Source organism: Fundidesulfovibrio sp., from assembly GCF_058402725.1.
The window spans coordinates 1-18,404 of record NZ_JBZVFJ010000008.1 but is presented as its reverse complement, the minus strand read 5'-3'; the positions used below and the strand labels follow the sequence as shown (position 1 = coordinate 18,404).

The window sequence follows — 18,404 nt, the reverse complement described above, 5'->3', positions numbered from 1 at the left end:
ATGGCGATCGCCCCCGTACTGCCTGCCGGTCGCATCAGACTGGTTCCCTACGACGTGACGCGCCACTGCAAGCGCAATCTCGCCTGGCTGGCCGATCCGGTCCTCATGCGCTTCAGCGAACAGCGCCACCGCCTGCACACCCCCGACAGCCAGATCGCCTGGGCGAAGTCCATGAACGACGGCCCACACTACCTTTGGGCCGTGGAAGATCTGGAGGATGGCCTGGGGCACGTGGGCAACGTGGCGGCACACGTCTCGCCCTGGCATGGCCTGGCCGACCTCACCATCCTGATCGGCGAGCCGGCCGCCCGGGGCCTGGGCCTGGGCCGCGAAGCCTTTGTCTGCGCGCTGGGATGGCTCCTGGGCCCCGGCGGCATGCGCAAGGTGGCGGCAGGAACCCTGGCGGAGAACCTCCCAATGATCGCGATCATGCGGGCAGCCGGCATGACTCCGGACGGCGTGCGCAGCCGCCACTACCTGCTTGACGGTCGCGAAACGGACGTGATATTCATGGCCGCTTATTCTGACACCCACCACGCCTCTCGCGAGGCGACCCCATGAAGCGATGCAAACTCTGCGTTAACCCGGACACCCGCCCCAATATCTTCTTTGATGAAGAAGGCGTATGCCCGGTATGCAACTTCGAGCGCGACAAGCGCACCCACGCCGTGGACTGGGATGCCCGCGACCGCGAGATGGCGGAGATCATCGACTGGGCCAGGGCCCGCAAACGCGGCTCCTACGATTGCATCGTCACCGTTAGCGGCGGAAAGGACAGCACCCGTCAGGCCTTCTACGCGCGTGACGTCCTGGGCCTCAACCCCCTGCTGGCCAGTTGCGTCTACCCGCCGGAGCAACTCCACGAGCGCGGGGCGGCCAACCTCGCCAACCTCATCTCGCACGGTTTCGACACCGTATCCGTCAGCCTGAACCCACAGGCCTGGAAAAAGCTCATGCGCAAGAGCTTCCTGGACCATGCCAACTGGTGCATCTCCACGGAAAGCGCGCTCTACGCCATCCCCATCCACGTGGCCATCGCCTACGAAATCCCCCTGATCTTCCTGGGGGAAAACCCTGCCTGGACCATCGGGGAGAAGCACGGCAACCTGGATTCGGACGCCTCGCGCATGCGCTACTGCAACACCCTGAAAGGGGGGGACGCCTCGCGCTTCGCCATGGAAGGCGTTACGCCCCAGGATCTGCACTTCTACAACTATCCCCCGGAACGCGACGTGGAGGCAGCCCAGCTGCGCATCATCTACCTCGGCTACTTCATCCGCGACTGGTCGGGCTCCAACAATGCGGCGTTCTCCATAGACAAGGGCCTGGCCATCCGGGACGACATCCCCAGCAATACCGGCGACCTGTGGGGTTTCTCCGGACTGGACGAGGATTTCCGGCTTGTGAACCAGATGGTCAAATTCGCGAAATTCGGGTTCGGCCACGTCACGGATCAGGCATGCGAAGCCATCAGCGCCGGCTCCATGTCGCGCGAAGAGGGCCTGGATTTCATCCGCCGCTTCGACGGCTGCTGCCACCCTTCCTACATTCGCCGGTTCTGCGAATACCTCGGGCTTTCCGAGGACGAATTCTGGACCGTGGTGGAGGGCGTCCGCAACAAGGCGCTCGTTGCCCGCGACCCCGACAACCGCCTGCGCCTGATCGGAGACGCCGGGTGAACGGTCCGCGCAACGGCCCCCTGGTGGGCATCATCAACTACCACATGGGGAATCTGGGCTCCGTGGCCAACGCCCTGAAAACCCTGAACGTGCGCCACGTCGTCTCGGATGCCCCCTCGGACCTCGACCACGTCGACGCCGTCATCCTCCCCGGGGTGGGCGCGTTCGGCGCGGCCATGGCCAACCTGACGTCCCTGCGCTTCGCGGACTGGCTGCGGGAACGCGTGCTCGCCAGCGGGACGCCCTTCCTGGGCATCTGCCTGGGCATGCAGCTGCTGGCCGAGGATTCCACGGAACTCGGCCGCCACAAAGGCCTGGGCTTCGTGGACGGCCATGTGGAGGAAATGCCCCCCTCTCCCGGGGTGGTCATACCCCATGTGGGATGGAACACCCTGGATGTCTCCATCCCCACCCCCCTCTTCAAAGGCATCGACCCCGACGCCCACTTCTACTTCGACCACAGCTTCCACCTCGACTGCGCGCCGGACATCGTTGCCGCCGCCAGCAGGCATGGAATCGCCTTCGCGGCCGCCATCGCGCGAGACAACGTCCTGGCCGTGCAGTTCCACCCTGAAAAAAGCCAGCGCAACGGCCTGAAACTCCTTCGCAACTTCGTCAACTTCGTGGACACGCACTGATGCTCAAACCGCGCATCATCGCCCTGCTCCCCATGAGGGAGAACCTCGTGGTGCAGAGCATCGGCTTTTCCCGCCATCTTCCGGTCTGCAGGCCCGAAATCGCCGTCGCCTTCCTGGACCAGTGGGGCATCGACGAAATCGTCCTCCTGGACATCCTGGCCACGCCCCGGGGGCGCAGCCTGGACCCGGACGTGGTGGCCCGCTGCGCCGAAGTCTGCCATGTGCCCCTCACGGCGGGAGGAGGCATCGGGAGCGTGGACCAGGTGGAACGCGTCATCCACGCCGGCGCGGACAAGGTGGCACTGAACGCTCACGCGCTCGCGCGTCCCGGGCTTCTGGCCGAGGTGGCGGAGCTCTTCGGCCGCCAGTGCGTCGTGGCCTCCGTCGATGCCGCCCGCTCCGGCCGCGGCGCCTGGACCGTTCGCGGCGACGGCGCAGGCCTCACTCCTTGGGACGCCGCGAGGCAGGCCGAAGACCACGGGGCGGGAGAAATTCTGCTCCAGTGCGTGGAGCGCGACGGAGCGCGCCAGGGGTTCGACCTGGATCTGGCAGAGCGCGTGAACGAAGCCGTCACCATTCCCGTGATCCTGGCCTCCGGCGCCGGCCATCCGGACCACCTGCGCGAGGCCATCCTCTCCGGCGTCTCGGCGGTGGCGGCGGGGAACATGTGGCACTATGCCGAAATGAGCGTCATCCTGGCCAAGCGCTTCCTGCTCGACGCCGGGGTCCAGGTGCGTCTGGACACCTACGCCCAACTGCGCGATGCCGCCTTCGAGCGCGACGGCAGACTCTCGAAGCGCCCTGACGAGGTTCTGGACCTCCTGCGGTTCGAACACATCCCGCAAGAAATCATATGAAATACTGCACTCGCTGCCTCTATCCCGCCAACCACCCGCTCGGCATCACCTTCGACGAGCAGGGCGTCTGCAGCGGCTGCCGCGTCCATGAGGAGAAGGACACCCTGGACTGGGCCCCCCGGCGCGAAAAGCTCCGCTCCATCCTGGAGGGCTACCGTTCCCGGACGCGCACCACCCACGACTGCGTGGTCCCCGTGAGCGGCGCACGGGACTCATGGTTCATCGTCCACACCCTGAAGAACGAGTTCGGGATGACCCCCCTGCTCGTCCATTACAACGCCCATTGGAACACCCGCGTGGGTATCCGCAATCTGGCCTACCTGCGCACGGTTTTCGGCTGCGACATCATCCAGCAGACGCTCTCCCCCGCGAAAGTCAAGAAGCTCACCCGCGCCGCCCTTGCCCTGCGCGCCAGCATGTACTGGCACGTCCTGGCCGGGGCGACGGTGTTTCCGGTGCAGGTGGCCGTGCGCTTCAAGATCCCCCTCATCGTCTGGGGCGCGCACCAGGGCCTGGATCAGGTCGGCATGTTCTCCCACACCGACGAAGTGGAAATGACCAGGAAGTACAGAAAGGAACACGACCTCATGGGCCTGGAGCCCGAGGACATGCCCGGACTGTGCCCGGACGTGGGCAGCGACGATGTGGAGCCCCTGTTCTACCCCCATGACCGTGAACTGGACATGGTGGGCGTCCGCGGCATCTACCTGAACAACTACATCCGCTGGGACAGCAAGGCCCAGCACGAGGCCATGATTTCCCTCCATGGCTACGAGACCGCACCCCAGCAGCGGACCTTCGACACCTACAACCACGTCGACAGCTTCCACTATGCCGGGCTGCACGACGCGATCAAGTTCGCCAAATGGGGCTACGGCAAGGCCACCGACCACGCCTGCCGGGAAATCCGCCTGCGCCGCATGACCCGCGAACAGGGCATCGCCCTGGCCTCCCGCCATCAGGCGTTCCCGGCCGACGACGAGCAGCTGTTCCTCGATTGGCTAGGAATGTCCCGCGACGAGCTCTGGTCCTGCGTGGACGCCCGTCGCGACCCGGCTCTCTGGACCCGCAACGATGTCGGCTGCTGGCATGCGACCGACAACATCACCAACCACGCCCACGACGAACACGTCGATGCAGCCAGACTGGAACTCCGGGAGAGTGCCTGCCGCTTCGTGCTCACTCCCTCCCGCGAACCCGGCCAAGAGGACTCGCAATACATTCTCCTGGGCAGGGGGCACGTAGACCAATGAGTTCCTATCGAGTGCTGCTGCACTCTATGACATTCTACCGCGACTACGCGACCCTGCACGTTCTGGCAGCGCTTCTTGAACAGCAGGGATGCAGTTGTCTGATCGTCGACAACGAATCCTACCTGGGCCCCGTCGCCAAGGCCTGGAAGCCGGACGCCGTGTTCTTTGTCACCTCGGGACGGTTCCAGCGCCTGCTCGAAGCCTACCCTGAAGCTCGTTTCTTCTACTGCGCCGGGGAAGGCGGCGAGGACGAGCAGATGTTCGACGAGCAGCGCGTTCTGGAGAAGCCGGAGTTCTACCAACGCATTGAGCGCATCTACCTCTGGGGCAACCGCTGTCGCTCGTACATCGAGCGCTATGTGGCCCGGCCGGAGCACGCCGCCGTGGCAAAGCTGGTGGCCGCCAAGGACAAGATGCTGGTCTCCGGCGCACCGCGGTTCGACTTGATGAAATTCCGGGAACGTCGGCCCCGTCCCGCCGGAGTCACTCGCGTCGGCTTCGTGGGCAGCTTCAGCGTGATCAACAACACCAAGGGGCTGCATCCCGTCAGCTGGCTCATGAATCATCCGCACCTCGGCAGTCACTTCCATATATGCCTGGCGCTCATCAGTCTTTATACCGAAACGTTCAAACAACTCTCGGGCGAAGAGTTCAAGCTGAGTCTGCGCCCCTATCCCCTTGAACGCCGCAAGACCTACGCCGAGACGGACATTGTCCGGAAAGGAAACCTTCACATAGACTACAGTCTGGATTTCTCTTCCTGGCTGACGGAACAAGACGTTGTCGTGGGCGACATATCAAGCACCACAGCGGCATGCATACTCTATGGCAACAGGTTTTATTGCACAGCCAAGGCCGCTCCGCGCGACACTGCGCTCTACTATTTTTCCCTGGCAGACTACTACAAGGAACAGCTCGACAGCATAAGCCCCAACGATGCAACCGAGCTAGCCTCCATGATCCGCAACGATTCCCAGCCCACCTATCCAACCAACTTGATGGATCTTTTTGAAGACATGTACGGCTACAGGAATCAAAAATCAGCGCTGGCGACAATTGCACGGGACATCGTCAAGACCCTGTCCGAGCGCCCCCCCTTGCGTCCCGACGGCATCCCCACCAAGCTCGCTCGCGCGGTCCTCTGGCGGCCTTTCCCCTCGCGGCAGTCCTACAGTTCCATCGACCGTCGCGTTGTCCGGAGCGCCCTGGCCAAAGACATCGGACAACTGACGCTCCGCATCTGCCAGGAAGCCGCCGCCGGAAGGGCATAACGCTCCAGATCAGGAGGCCATGATGCTTTGCGCCGCCGGTGCAGCCCCCCCGACCGCCGTCGCCGTCATCCCCGCCCGGGGCGGCTCCAAGTCCATCCCTCGCAAGAACCTGGCCGACCTGGGCGGCAGGCCGCTCATCGCCTGGGCCATCCGGGCCGGGCTCGACTGCCCGGACATCCAGCGCGTGATCGTGAGCACCGACGACCCTGAGATCGCCGACGTGGCCCGCGCCTACGGGGCCGAGGTCCCCTTCCTGCGCCCGGCCGAACTGGCGCAGGACGACACCCCGGACGCCCCGGTCTTCGTCCATGTGCTGCAATGGCTCGAAGAACACGAGGGTTTCCGGCCCGACGCTCTGGTGAACCTCCGGGCAACCACGCCCCTCAAGCGCCCCGGGCACGTCAGCGCGGTCCTGAAGCTCCTCTTCGAGACCGGCTGCGACTCCGTGCGCACCGTGGACCGCATCCAGGGCAAGCACCACCCCTACTGGATGTTCAAGCAGGACGAGCAGGGCTACGCCGCCACCTTCGTGGACGGCATCGACCTCAAGCGCTACCATCGCCGCCAGCTCCTGCCCCCGGCCTGGTCCATCAACGCCCTGGTGGACGCCATGACCGCGCGCGCCGTGCTCGGCCCCAAACCTCCCTACGGCGAGCGCATGCGCCTGCTGGAAACCGACCCCCTCTACTCCATCGACATCGACGCGCCCAAGGACCTCCTGGTCTGCCGGGCGCTCCTGGAGGCGCTCCATGAACTGGTTTGAACGCCACATCGTCCGCCGCAAGGGCGCGTTCGTCATCGCCGAGGCAGGCATCAACCACAACGGCGCCTTCGACCTGGCCCTGGAGCTGGTCCGTCGCGCCAGAGAGGCCGGGGCCGACTGCGTGAAGTTCCAGACGCACCGGACTTCCGCCAGCGAGTCGCGCCATTCCAGCAAGCCCGGCTACTTCTCCGGGCGCATCGGCGAGATGTCCAAGATCGAGTGGTCGCGCTCCCTGGAATTCTCCACCGAGCAGTTCGCCAGGCTCCGCGACGAGTGCGAGGAGCAGGGCATCGCCTTCCTCTCCACGGCCTGCGACATCGAGGGCCTGCGCATCCTCACGGACATCAGGGCCGAGGCCGTGAAGATCGCCTCGGCGGACCTGAACAACGACTACCTCCTCTGCGCCATGGCCGACACCGGGCTGCCGGTGCTGCTCTCCGTGGGCATGTCCACCCTGGAGCAGGTGGACCACGCCGTGGAATTGCTCGCGCAGCGCAACTCCGGACCCCTGGCCCTCTTCCAGTGCACCTCCCAGTACCCCGCGCCCTACGCCCAGCTGCACCTGCGCGTCATGGAGACCCTCAAGGCCCGCTACGGCGTGCCCGTGGGCTTCTCGGACCACTCCCAGGGCATCCACGTGCCCGTGGCCGCCGCAGCACTGGGCGCGGCCATGATCGAGAAGCACTTCACCCTCTCGCGCAACCTCCCCGGCGTGGACCACGCCGCCTCCATCGAGCCCTGCGAGTTGGCCGAGATGGTGCGCCAGATCCGCGACGTGGAGGCCGCCCTGGGCAGCCAGGAGAAGACCGTGCAGCCCGAAGAGCTGGCCAACGCCGCCAACATGCGCCGCTCGCTCATGGCCGCGCGGCCCCTCACGGCGGGCACGGTGCTCACCCTGGACGACGTGACCGCCAAGCGCCCCGGCGTCGGCCTGCCCCCCAGCGAACTGCACCGCCTCCTGGGCAGGCGGCTCAAGGCCGACATGGCCGCCGAGGACCTCTTCGACCTCTCCCTGGTGGACGATGCCTGATCCCGCCGCGCTCTTCCCCCGCTTCTCGCGGCTGACGCGGGCCGACCTCCGGGTGGAGCAGCACCTGCACACCACCTGGACCGACGGCCACGCCGCACCAAAAGCCTGCCTGGAGCGCGCCCGGGAGCTGGGCCTCGCCCGCGTGCTCTTCACCGACCACGTGCGCGCCGCCTCCGACTACTGCCCCCGCTACCTGGACGAAATGGACGACCTCAAGCGGGAGGGCGGCGCACTCCAGGTGCTGGCCGGGTTCGAGGCCAAGGCCACGGACCTCCGGGGCGGCCTGGACATCCCTCCCGCCGCGCTGGAACGCGCCGACGCGGTGATCGTGAGCGTGCACTCCATCCCCCTGCCGGGCGGCGGCCTCGCGCCCCCCTCCTCCCTGGACGCCCCATCCCTGGCCCGCGCCGAACGCGACCTGGCCGTGGCCGCCGCAGAGGCGGGCCGGGCCACGCTCCTGGGCCACGCCGGGGGCATGTCGCTCACCTACCACGGACATTTCCCAGAGGGCTTCCTGGAGGACATCGTGCGCGCCTGCGCGGCCCACGGCTTCCCCATGGAGGTCAACAGCCGCTACCACCGTCCGGTGCTGCGGCCGCTCCTGGAGCTCATGTCCCGTTTCGACCCGCCGGTCTCCATCGGCTCCGATTCGCACCACATCGACACGCTGGGCGAGTGCTCGCGGCTTCTCGCCCGCGAACTCTTCGGCGAGGAGGCCTGAGCATGGCCGATTTCAGGGTGGGCATCACCTGCGTGAACTCCCTGGTGGGCCAGGGCATCGTCAAATCCCTGCGCTCCTGCGACCTGGACGGCCGCGTGGAACTCACGGGCTTCGACTACGTGCCCGGCACCGTGGGCGGGGAGTGGGTCAAGCCCACGTTCCTGCTGCCCGACATCCTGCGCCCCGGCGTCACCGAGGATGATTGGCTGGAAGCGCTCACGGCGCGCATCCTCGAGCGCGGTCTCGCCATCCTCCTGGTGGGCATAGGCTTCGAGCTGCCGCTTCTTGCCAAACACCGCGAGGCCATCCGCAGGCGCACCGGCTGCACCGTGCTGGTGAGTCCCCCCGGGACGGTGGAGCGCTGCGAGGACAAGTACCTCACCTACCTCTTCCTGCGCGACCACGGCCTGGACCCGCCCGCCACCTGGCTGCCGGAAGAGGCCGACGCCGTGGCCTATCCGGCGGTGGTCAAGCCGCGCACGGGCACGGGGAGCAAGGGCCTGCGCATCGTGCGCTCCCGCGCCGAGCTGGACGCGGCCCTGGCCTCGGGCCACGGGCTGATGATCCAGGAGGAGGTGGGCTCGCGCGAGACCGAATACACCTGCGGCGTGCTGGTGTTCGACGGCGCGGTGCGCTCCACCATCTGCCTGCGCCGCACCCTGCGCGACGGCAACACCAACGCCGCCTGGCACGACCGCGCCACCCCGCCCGCCGTGGAGGACTTCGTGCGCCGCACGGCCCTGGCCCTGGACCCCTTCGGCCCGGCCAACCTCCAGCTGCGCCTGGACGCGGAGGGGCGCCCCCGGCTCTTCGAGATCAACCTGCGCTTCTCGGGCTCCACGGCCATGCGCACGCAGTTCGGGGTCAACGAGCCGGAGATGGCCCTCAAATGCCTGCTGGGCCTGCCCCTGCCCGTGTTCACGCCCCGCTTCGGGCGCGTGCTGCGCTTCTGGGAAGAGCTCTACGTGCCGGAGGGCGCGTGAAGCCCGCCCTGCTGGTCACCGGGGCAGGCGGGTTCCTGGGGCGAAGCGTCCTGCCCGCCCTGGAGGAGCACTGGCGCGTGCTGCGCCTCGTATCGCCGCGCAGCCCCCTGGACGGGCCGGACGTGTTCCGTGCCGACCTGGCCGACGAAGACGACACCCGCCGCCTGGCAGGGGAACTCGCGGGCCGGGAATACCATGCCCTGCTCCATCTCGCCTTCTGCCTCCCAAGGGGAGGCGACGAGCGCGACGCCACGCTGCTCACGCGCAACAACGCCCTCACCTGGAACGTAGCCGCGCTTGCCCAGGCCCTCTCGCCGCGCTGCCTCGTCAACATGTCCAGCCTGGCGGTCTATCCGGCCCGTTCCGGGGTCTATGACGAACGCTCCGCCGTGGACCCGTCCGCCAACACCCAGTGCCTCTACGGCCTGGCCAAGTTCAACGCCGAAGTGATCCTGAACCACATGGCCCCGCAGGGAACTGCCGTGGTCAACCTGCGGCTGACCCAGGCCTACGGCCCCGGGACGCCGCCCAACCTCCTCCCCGGGCGCATGAAGGCCGAACTGGCCGAGACGGGCGGCATCACCGTGCTGGGCCTGGGCCGACGGGTGAGCAACTTCATCCACACGGCCGACGTCGCCCTGGCGCTGCGCGCCGTACTGGCCAGTCCCGCGCCCGGTACATACAACCTTGCCTGCCGGACCAATCTCAGCTATCTGGAGGTCGCCCGACGCATCGCGGCCGCCCAGGGCGCTCCGCCAGCCTGCGTGCGCCTCCTGGAAAAGGGCAACCGGGAACAATGCCCCATCAGTTCAGAAAAGTTCGCGCAAACATTCGGCCTGCAGCTGACGACCATCGATTTCCGGATCTAGGACAGCCCACCATGCGATGCCCCCTCTGCACTTCCGAGCACGCCTCGGAACTGCTGCGCAAAGACGCGGCAGAAGTTTTCCTCGGCGGCTACCCGGAACAGCAGGCCCCCTGGCGTCTGCCCTGCCTTGTGGTGCAGTGCCTCCGTTGCGGCCACGTGCACCAGCCCCTGGACGAAGCCGCCGCGCGCGTCCTCCACGAGATCTACCAGAGTTCCCAGGCCCAGGCCTCCACCTCCACCGGCGTGGGGCAGTGGGGCGTGGCGCGCGCCGAGCGCGCCTACGCCTTCGCCAGGCCGGAGCGTCCAGCGGGGCGCGTGCTGGAGATCGGCAGCCCCAACGACTACGTGCTGCGCCTTTTCCGCCGGGACGGCGCGCGCGAGGCCGTAGGCGTGGACCCCTCCCTGGCCGCCTCCGGCGAACACGACGGCGTGCGCCTGGTCAAGGGCTTCTTCCCGGACGCGGTGCTCGATCAGGGGCTGTTCGATTGCATCGTGGCCTTCAACGTGGTGGAGCACATCCAGGACATGCCCGCATTCCTGGAGTCCTGCCGCGCCGTGCTGCGCCCGGGAGGCGCGCTCTCGTTCTCCACGCCCAACTGCCAGCTCCAGTTGGAGCAGGGCGACCCCGCAGTGTTCATGCACGAGCACGTCCACTACTTCACCAAGGCCCCGCTGCTGAGCATGCTGCGCCGGGCCGGCTTCCAGGAACAAGCCGTGCACATGGAAGCCGACAACATCTACGTCCGGGCCGTAACGGCCGAAGCGCCCCAGCGTTGCGAGGAGGGCTTCACCTCCTGGGACGCCTATCCCGCCAAGCTCGCCCAGGCCCTCCACCGCTTCACCGCCCTTTTCGATTCCCAGAAAACCGTCCTGGCCCACGGGGCCAGCAATTCCCTGAACAACATCCTGCACTGGGCGGCCTTCGACCCCGCGCGCCTGCGCGTCACCGACAACGACCCTGCCAAGATGGGCAAACGCATCGCGGGCGTGGTCGTGGAGCCCCGCACGCCGGAACTCCTGCGGGAGGCCGACGTGGTGGTCATCATTCCCTTCGCATTCGCCGGTCCCATCCGCCAGGGCTACCTTGACGCCGGCTACGGCGGCGAATTCGTCCTGCTCACGGACCCAGGCGCACCCAACTCAACCAGGTAAGGAATCCTCCATGAAATTCCACGAACTGCTCGAATCGCATCTGTCCACCGAGATGCTGCGCCACCAGTGCCTGCGCGATCGCAAGACCGTCTGCGACACCCCGCCCAACCACATCTACGTGGAGGCCACCAACGCCTGCGTGCTCAACTGCGCCATGTGCACCCCCCCCGAGATCAAGGGCCCCAAGGGCTTTTTGTCCGTGGAGCACTGGAAGAAGATCGTCGACTCCATGGCCGAAGCCGGCATGCGCTCCCCCGTGACCATGATCGGGCGAGGCGAGCCCCTCATGCACAAGTCCATCGCCGATCTGGTGGCGTACGCATCCCGGGCGGGCATCCCCTGCTACATCATCACCAACGGCGTGCTCCTCGACGACGACCTCGCCGCTCGCCTGCTGGACGCAGGACTGGCCAAGCTCCAGTTCTCCATCCACGCGTTCAGCCGGGAAACCTACCGCTCCATCACCACGAAGGACCTCTACGACAAGCTCATGGCCAACATCCACAACGTGGTGGAACGCAACAAAACCATGGGCACGGACTGCTTCATCGCCACCATGGCCTGCGAAAGCAGCCTGAACCGCCACGAAATGGACGATTTCCGCAACTATTGGGAGGGCGTGGTCGACAAGGTGTTCACCACGCGGCTCTACTCCATCCAGGGCAGCAGCCGCATGGCCGGCGAGGCCGGCGACGACCCCGCGGCACAGGCCCAGAAGGCGGCCCACCCCGGGTGCGTCATGCCCTGGTATTTCCTGGGCTTCCGCTGGAACGGCAACATCACGCCCTGCCCTTACGACTTCTCCGAGCGCTTCGTCCTGGGCAACATCGACGACTTCGAGCCCCTGAGCTTCATGGACGTCTGGAATTGCGAGAACATGCGCAAGCTCCGTGCGGCCCACCTGGAAAAGGACTTCTCCTTTTGCGAGGCCCGCGGATACAAGTGCCCGACCTGCGAGGTGCCCCGCATGGAGGGCGAGTTCAAGGCCATCGACCAGTACCTGGCCAACTTCCCCACGGTCTTCGCGCGCCAGTTCGGACCTCTGCTCAAGGCGGCCAAGTGACGGCCTAGCATGTTTCTGCTCTCTTCCACCTGTTTCCAGGCAGATCCGCTCGTGCGGACGAGCCTGCCCGCCTCGGGCGTAGGCCTTGAACTCAGCGGCGGCATGGCGTGGCGGGAACCCGCGCGCTGGCTTGCCGACGTCCGCGACTTCCAGGACCGCACCGGCGCGCCCGTTCTGGTGCACAACTACTTCCCGCCCCCGCGTGAACCTTTCGTGCTCAACCTGGCCACCGGCCGACCGGAAACCCTCGCCCGCTCCATGGCTGTCTTCGAGAGCGCGCTGGACTTCTGCCGGGATACGGGGGCGTCCTGGTACTCCTTCCACCCGGGCTATCTCGCCGACGGAGTGGAGCAGCCCGACGGCCACTTTTCCTTTCGTGATCAAACGCCTCGAAGCGCCGACCAGGCACTCCAGGCGTTCCACGGGAACTTCCCCGCGCTTTATGCCGCTGCAAGGCATCGGGGCGTGGCCCTGGCCCTCGAGAACCTCTTCCCCGCCCGGGACGGCTCGCAAACATCCCTGGCCTGCACCCTCGAGGAACTGCACGCTCTCATGGCCCCACTGCCCGAAGACGTGGGCCTGCTGCTGGACCTCGGCCACCTCAACGTCAGCGCCACCCACCTCGGCTTCGACCGCATGGACTTCCTGCGCCGCTACGTGCGCGACTTCGGGCACAGGCTCTTCGAGGTGCACCTCTCCGCCAACGGCGGTTTCGCCGACGACCATCTCCCACTCTCCGACGCCGATTGGCAACTCCAAGCCCTCGGCCTCCTGCGCCAATGTGCCGGATTTCGCTCCAGCAGCCTGAGGATCACCCTCGAGGCCAGAAGCCTGGACGACGAAACCCTTTCCCGACAAATCGACATCATCCAGGCCGCCTGGTCCCTTCCCGCCTGATGGAACAACGCATGAAATCCATGACTTTTGGTCACGAAGCCTCCCTGGCCGAGGCCATCGACCGCATCCTGGCCGGCGGACGCCGCGTGGCCTTCTGCCTGGACGACAACGACCGCCTCATGGGCATCCTCACCCAGGGTGACGTGCTGCGCCTCGTGCGCGCCGGAGTCCCCCTGGACGCCCCCGCGCGCGGCCACCTCAACGCCGACCCCGTCACCGTGGGGCACGACGTGGACGTGCACGAGGCCAAAAAGCTCATCGGGCGCAAGATCAACCTGCTCCCCCAGGTGGACGCCCTCGGCAGGCTCACCGGGCTCATCGACCTGGCCAGCTCCGAATACGGCTTCCTGAACATCCGGCAGAAGTCCGTGGCCATCCTGGGCCTGGGCTACGTGGGCCTCACCCTGGCCCTGGTGCTGGCCGAGCACGGCTTCACCGTGGCCGGGTTCGACGTGAACCGCCCCCTGCTGGACAAGCTGGCCGCCAAGGAGCCCCCCTTCTTCGAGACCGGCCTCCAGGGCTTCCTGGACCGCCACGTGGGCAAGCGCCTGCGCCTGGTGGACAGCCTGGACCAGGTGAACGCCGACATCTTCATCATCACCGTGGGCACCCCCGTGGACCCCGCCACCAAGAAGCCCGGGCTCGACTACATCCGCAAGGCAGCCTCGGCCGTGGGCCGCGCCCTCTCCCGCGACGCCCTGGTGATCCTGCGCTCCACCGTGCAGGTGGGCACCACGCGCCGGGTGGTCATCCCCGAACTGGAGGCCGTGAGCGGCCTCAAGGCCGGGCAGGACTTCCACGTGGCCTACTGCCCCGAACGCACCGCCGAGGGCCGCGCGCTCAAGGAGCTCACCCACCTGCCCCAGATCGTGGGCGGGCTCGACGAGCGCAGCGCCGAGCTGGCCAGCCGCCTCTTCAACGAATACACGCCCACCATCGTGCGCGTGGATGGCCTGGAAGCGGCCGAATTGTGCAAGCTCATGGACAACGTCTACCGCGACGTGCGCTTCGCCTTCGCCAACCAGGTGGCCCAGGTGGCCGAACCCCTCGGGCTGGACATCCACGCCATCATCGACGCGGTGAACCTCAACTACGACCGCAACGACATCCCCAGGCCATCGCCCGGCGTGGGCGGCCCCTGCCTCACCAAGGACCCCTACATCCTGAGCGCCGTCTTCCGGGAACACGGCCTGGAGGCCCCGCTCATCGCCTCGGCCCGCCAGGTCAACGAGGCCGGCCCCGTGGACATCGTGGGCCGGGCCAGGGCCATGCTGGCGTCCCAGGGCAAGGACCTGGCCTCCTGCAAGGCCTTCGTGGCCGGGTTCGCCTTCAAGGGACACCCCGAGACCAGCGACACCCGCGACTCCACCACCCTCTTCTTCCTGCGCGAGCTCCTGGCCCACTGCGCCAACGTGCAGGGCTACGACCCCCTGGTTCCGCCAGAGGAGATCGCCGCCCTGGGAGCCGTTCCCGTGTCGATCGAGGAGGGGTTCCAGGACGCCGACGCCGTGTTCGTGATGAACAACCACCCCTCCTACCTTCGCTGGGACCTCCCCAGACTCTTCGGCCTCGCCGCCCGGCCCACCGTGTTCTACGACGCCTGGCGCATGTTCCCCCATCTCAAGTCCCAGGCTCCCCACGGCATCCTCTACGCCGCCGTGGGCGTGGGCCGCTAGGAGCGCCTGCATGACGCGTCCCCTGCAACTCGTCACCGGCGGCACGGGCTTCATCGGCTCGGCCCTCACCCTGGCCCTCCTGGACCGGGGCCACGCCGTGCGCGTCTTCGACAACAACTTCCGCGGGCGCAACCACCGCCTCGCCACGGCCAAGGGCGCGCTGGAGATGGTGGAGGGCGACATCCGCGACGAGGCCCTGGCGGCCAAGGCCACCGAGGGCGTACACACCGTGCACCACCTGGCCTTCATCAACGGCACGCGCCACTTCTACGAAATCCCCGACCAGGTGCTGGACGTGGGCACGCGCGGCGCGCTCTCCACGCTCAAGGCCGCCCTGGAGAAGGGCGTGAAGCGCTACGTGCTGGCCTCCTCCTCCGAGGTCTACCAGACCCCCGAGCGCGTCCCCACCGACGAGACCGAGCGCATCCTCCTGCCCGACGTGACCAACCCCCGCTACTCCTACGCGGGCGGCAAGATCATCAGCGAACTGCTCACGCTCAACTTCCTGCGCGCCTCCTCCGTGGAGGGCGTGATCTTCCGGCCCCACAACGTCTTCGGCCCGGACATGGGCTTCGAGCACGTCATCCCCGAACTGGCCCGCAAGATGTTCGACCTCTCGGCCGGGTTCACCAAAAAGGCCATCGACCTGCCCATCCAGGGCCAGGGCGTCGAGACGCGCGCCTTCTGCTTCGTGGACGACGCCGTGGAGCAGATCATCGCCTGCGCTGAGAAAGGCGGGGCCGGGGAGATCTACCACATAGGCGACACGGCCGAGCGCTCCATCCTGGACCTGGTGGAGGCCATGGCCCGCGTGTACGGGATCAAGGTCACGGTGGTTCCCGGCCCCCTGCGCCCCGGCGGAACGCCCCGGCGCTGCCCGGACATCGCCAAGGTGAAGGCCCTGGGCGCGTCCCCCAAGGTGGGCTTCGAGACTGGCCTGGAACGCACCCTGGCCTGGTATGCCGAACACTTCCGGAGGCAGGGGATTTGAGCGCCCTGTCCTGCCCGGTCTGCGGCGCGCCGGAACCGACCCCCTACTGGCCGCGCGTCTGGAACGACCCGGGCCGCGAGGTGAAGCGCTGCCCCCGCTGCGCCGTGCTCTTCCTGTGGCCCCTGCCCACCGGGCAGGATCTCGACGCCTACCACGCCCGCTACGCCGAACACCTGGCAGCGCGCGGCGTCACGGCCAGCCGGGAGACCGCAGAGCAGACCCACCAGCGCCGCGCCCCCCAGCAGCAGTACCGCGTGGACATCGTGGGACCCTGGTTGAGCCCGGACGCTCACGTGCTGGAGGTCGGAGGCGGGTGCGGCAACCTCCTCGGCCGCTTCCTCGAAGAAGGGCTCGCCGCGCGCGGGACCCTCGTGGAGTCGTGCGACGAACACAGGGCCTATGCCGCGTCCCGGTATCCCGGCCTGGCCTGCCTGGCCGGGCTGGACGACGCGCCCAGGGACGCCTTCGACGCCGTCCTGGCCATGCACGTCCTGGAACACGTCCCCGACCCCGCAGGCTTCCTGCGCCTCTGCGCGGCCCTGCTCAAGCCCGGCGGCCTCGTGATCCTGGAAACCCCCGCCGCGTCGGATCCGCTTCTGTCCCTGTACGACTGCGCGGCCTTCAAGGATTTCCATTTCCAGCCAATGCACCCCTTCGTCTTCCACCGCGACACCCTGCCCTTCCTCGCGGAGAAGTCGGGCACGGAAGCGGCGGGTTGCGTGCACCACCAGCGCTACGGCCTGGACAACCATCTCGGCTGGCTCATGCGGGGCAAGCCGGGCGGCGATCCGACCCTTCGCAGCACGCTCCCGGAGACGGACAAGGCCTATCGCCGCGAACTGGAGCAGGCCCAAACCACCGACACCCTCTTCGGCTTCCTGCGCAAGCCGCTCTGAAGGATTCCCATGGAAACGATCCCTGTCGCCAACGTGGTCACCACCGAGGAAGATGCCCGCGCCGTCTACGAGGTTGTCAAGTCCGGCTGGATCAGCAAGGGCAAGAAGGTGGACGCCTTCGAGGCCGACTTCGCCCGCGTGGTGGGCGCGCGCCACGCCATCGCCGTGGCCAACGGCACCGCCGCCCTGCACGTGATCCTTGCCGCCCTGGGCATCGGACCCGGAGACGAGGTGGTGCTGCCCTCGCTCACCTTCATCTCCACGGCCAACGCCGTGCTCTACCAGGGCGCTACCCCCGTGCTCGTGGAGTGTGATCCCGACACCTACAACGTCACCCCGGAAATCCTCGAAGCCGCCGTGACGCCGCGCACCAAGGCCCTGGTCCCCGTGGACATGAACGGCATGCCCGTGGACTACGACGCCGTGCTCGCCCTGGGCCAGCGCCTGGGCATCCCCGTGGTCTCGGACTCGGCCGAAAGCCTGGGGGCCTCCTACAAGGGGCGGCGCATCGGCGGCGTTTCGCCCATCGGGTTCTTCAGCTTCTTCCCCAACAAGACCGTCACCACCGGCGAGGGCGGCATGATCACCTGCTCGGACGACGCCTTCGCCGAGCGCTGCCGGGTGCTGCTCAACCAGGGCCAGGAAGGCCGCTACAACCATGTGGCCCTGGGCTTCAACTACCGCATGACCGATATCGCCGCCGCCCTGGGCATCGTGCAGCTTTCGCGCCTGGACGCCATCGTGGACGAGAAGAACCGCATCGTGGCCGCCTACCGCGAATTCCTGGCCGACGCCCCCGGCGTGAGCCTCCCCGTGGAGCCCGGATACGTCACCCAGCACTCCTGGTACATGTTCGCCGTGCAGGTGGACGAGGCCATCCGCGACGCCGTGGTGGCCCGCCTCAAGGACAAGGGCGTGGACACACGCCTCTCCTTCCCGCCCATCCACAACCAAGCCTACTACCGCGGGCGCTTCGGCTCCAAGGCCGAGGACCTGCCCGTCACCTGGCGCACCTGGCGCAGGCTCATCAACCTGCCCATCTGGCCGGGCCTCACGCGCGAGCAGATCGCCTACGTGGCCGCCACGCTCAAGGAGGCCGTGGCCGCCAGCTCCTGAGCGGCACGACAACCATGCCCGCGCCCTTTCTCTACGACTTCTACGCCTTGAAGGGCGCGGACATCCCCGCGTGGCACGCGTCCTTCTCCTGGCCCGTGGCCCGTGAGACCACCACGAAGCTCATGATCGACTTCGTGGCCGCCTACACCGAGCTGGTGGACGAACTGGGCCACACCCCCGAGGGGGACGTGGCCCTGGCGGGCATCCTCGTGCCCGGCCTCTTCGTGCAGGCCGTGAACCACTACCTGGCCGTGGAGACCCTGCGCCGCCAGGGCCGGACCATCGTGCACAGCGACCGCCTCGTCCTGGTTCCCCAGTTCCTGCGTCCCGGCGAGCCCATGCGCTTCGCCCCCGCCCGCCTGCCCGAGGCCCCCGCAGGGGGCACGGCCAAGCGCCGCCTGAAGCACTGGGTCTATTCGCTGCACTACAACCGCAAGAGACTCGCGAAGGCGCTGGACCACTTCGACTTTTCGCGGGCCGCAGTGGTTTTCGATTCCGGCGCGGTGTTGGAGCGCCCCTTCACGCGCCAACTGCCCGGCTGGGCCAGGGT

Annotated in this window: 19 protein-coding genes; all 19 read left to right on the top strand. The window is 67.4% G+C overall.

Going from position 1 to position 18,404, the window contains the following annotated elements; translation table 11 throughout:
• The gene (locus tag ACV4UX_RS02250; RefSeq protein WP_491591708.1) at positions 1 to 561 is read left to right on the top strand and encodes a GNAT family N-acetyltransferase; all 561 of its coding nucleotides are present in this window, start codon (positions 1 to 3) and stop codon (positions 559 to 561) included.
• Positions 558 to 1,679: an N-acetyl sugar amidotransferase gene (locus ACV4UX_RS02245; protein WP_491591707.1), complete on the top strand. Its 1,122-nt coding sequence runs from the start codon at positions 558 to 560 to the stop codon at positions 1,677 to 1,679. Before ACV4UX_RS02250 ends, ACV4UX_RS02245 begins: the two co-directional genes overlap by 4 nt.
• Entirely contained in the window at positions 1,676 to 2,317 is a 642-nt protein-coding gene (gene hisH, locus ACV4UX_RS02240; RefSeq protein ID WP_491591706.1) for an imidazole glycerol phosphate synthase subunit HisH, read from the top strand. Before ACV4UX_RS02245 ends, hisH begins: the two co-directional genes overlap by 4 nt.
• Positions 2,317 to 3,174 (top strand): imidazole glycerol phosphate synthase subunit HisF, encoded by an 858-nt coding sequence (gene hisF, locus ACV4UX_RS02235; protein WP_491591705.1) that lies wholly within the window; start codon positions 2,317 to 2,319, stop codon positions 3,172 to 3,174. Before hisH ends, hisF begins: the two co-directional genes overlap by 1 nt.
• On the top strand, positions 3,171 to 4,427 hold the full coding sequence (locus tag ACV4UX_RS02230) for an N-acetyl sugar amidotransferase (RefSeq protein ID WP_491591704.1): 1,257 nt from the start codon (positions 3,171 to 3,173) through the stop codon (positions 4,425 to 4,427). Before hisF ends, ACV4UX_RS02230 begins: the two co-directional genes overlap by 4 nt.
• A gap of 26 nt (positions 4,428 to 4,453) precedes the next feature.
• Positions 4,454 to 5,698, top strand: coding sequence for a glycosyltransferase family protein (locus tag ACV4UX_RS02225; RefSeq protein WP_491591703.1), 1,245 nt, complete (start codon positions 4,454 to 4,456; stop codon positions 5,696 to 5,698).
• Between the two features lie 19 nt (positions 5,699 to 5,717).
• Positions 5,718 to 6,461, top strand: coding sequence for an acylneuraminate cytidylyltransferase family protein (locus ACV4UX_RS02220; protein WP_491591702.1), 744 nt, complete (start codon positions 5,718 to 5,720; stop codon positions 6,459 to 6,461).
• Positions 6,448 to 7,491, top strand: a complete 1,044-nt coding sequence (locus ACV4UX_RS02215) for an N-acetylneuraminate synthase family protein (protein ID WP_491591701.1) — start codon at positions 6,448 to 6,450, stop codon at positions 7,489 to 7,491. The genes ACV4UX_RS02220 and ACV4UX_RS02215 overlap by 14 nt, the downstream gene beginning before the upstream one ends.
• On the top strand, positions 7,484 to 8,212 hold the full coding sequence (locus ACV4UX_RS02210) for a PHP domain-containing protein (protein ID WP_491591700.1): 729 nt from the start codon (positions 7,484 to 7,486) through the stop codon (positions 8,210 to 8,212). The genes ACV4UX_RS02215 and ACV4UX_RS02210 overlap by 8 nt, the downstream gene beginning before the upstream one ends.
• 2 nt (positions 8,213 to 8,214) lie before the next feature.
• Positions 8,215 to 9,195, top strand: a complete 981-nt coding sequence (locus ACV4UX_RS02205) for an ATP-grasp domain-containing protein (protein ID WP_491591699.1) — start codon at positions 8,215 to 8,217, stop codon at positions 9,193 to 9,195.
• Positions 9,192 to 10,064: an NAD-dependent epimerase/dehydratase family protein gene (locus ACV4UX_RS02200; RefSeq protein WP_491591698.1), complete on the top strand. Its 873-nt coding sequence runs from the start codon at positions 9,192 to 9,194 to the stop codon at positions 10,062 to 10,064. The genes ACV4UX_RS02205 and ACV4UX_RS02200 overlap by 4 nt, the downstream gene beginning before the upstream one ends.
• Positions 10,065 to 10,075: 11 nt before the next feature.
• Complete coding sequence (locus ACV4UX_RS02195; RefSeq protein ID WP_491591697.1) at positions 10,076 to 11,215, top strand: class I SAM-dependent methyltransferase; 1,140 nt, start codon at positions 10,076 to 10,078, stop codon at positions 11,213 to 11,215.
• A gap of 10 nt (positions 11,216 to 11,225) precedes the next feature.
• Positions 11,226 to 12,278 (top strand): radical SAM/SPASM domain-containing protein, encoded by a 1,053-nt coding sequence (locus ACV4UX_RS02190; protein WP_491591696.1) that lies wholly within the window; start codon positions 11,226 to 11,228, stop codon positions 12,276 to 12,278.
• Between the two features lie 9 nt (positions 12,279 to 12,287).
• Positions 12,288 to 13,175, top strand: coding sequence for a sugar phosphate isomerase/epimerase family protein (locus ACV4UX_RS02185; RefSeq protein ID WP_491591695.1), 888 nt, complete (start codon positions 12,288 to 12,290; stop codon positions 13,173 to 13,175).
• A gap of 11 nt (positions 13,176 to 13,186) precedes the next feature.
• Positions 13,187 to 14,851: a nucleotide sugar dehydrogenase gene (locus ACV4UX_RS02180; RefSeq protein ID WP_491591694.1), complete on the top strand. Its 1,665-nt coding sequence runs from the start codon at positions 13,187 to 13,189 to the stop codon at positions 14,849 to 14,851.
• Between the two features lie 10 nt (positions 14,852 to 14,861).
• Entirely contained in the window at positions 14,862 to 15,842 is a 981-nt protein-coding gene (locus ACV4UX_RS02175) for an NAD-dependent epimerase/dehydratase family protein (protein WP_491591693.1), read from the top strand.
• The gene (locus ACV4UX_RS02170) at positions 15,839 to 16,738 is read left to right on the top strand and encodes a class I SAM-dependent methyltransferase (RefSeq protein WP_491591692.1); all 900 of its coding nucleotides are present in this window, start codon (positions 15,839 to 15,841) and stop codon (positions 16,736 to 16,738) included. The genes ACV4UX_RS02175 and ACV4UX_RS02170 overlap by 4 nt, the downstream gene beginning before the upstream one ends.
• A gap of 9 nt (positions 16,739 to 16,747) precedes the next feature.
• Complete coding sequence (locus ACV4UX_RS02165) at positions 16,748 to 17,854, top strand: DegT/DnrJ/EryC1/StrS family aminotransferase (RefSeq protein WP_491591691.1); 1,107 nt, start codon at positions 16,748 to 16,750, stop codon at positions 17,852 to 17,854.
• 14 nt (positions 17,855 to 17,868) lie between these two features.
• A partial coding sequence (locus ACV4UX_RS02160; protein WP_491591690.1) for a hypothetical protein occupies positions 17,869 to 18,404 on the top strand: 536 nt, incomplete at its 3' end.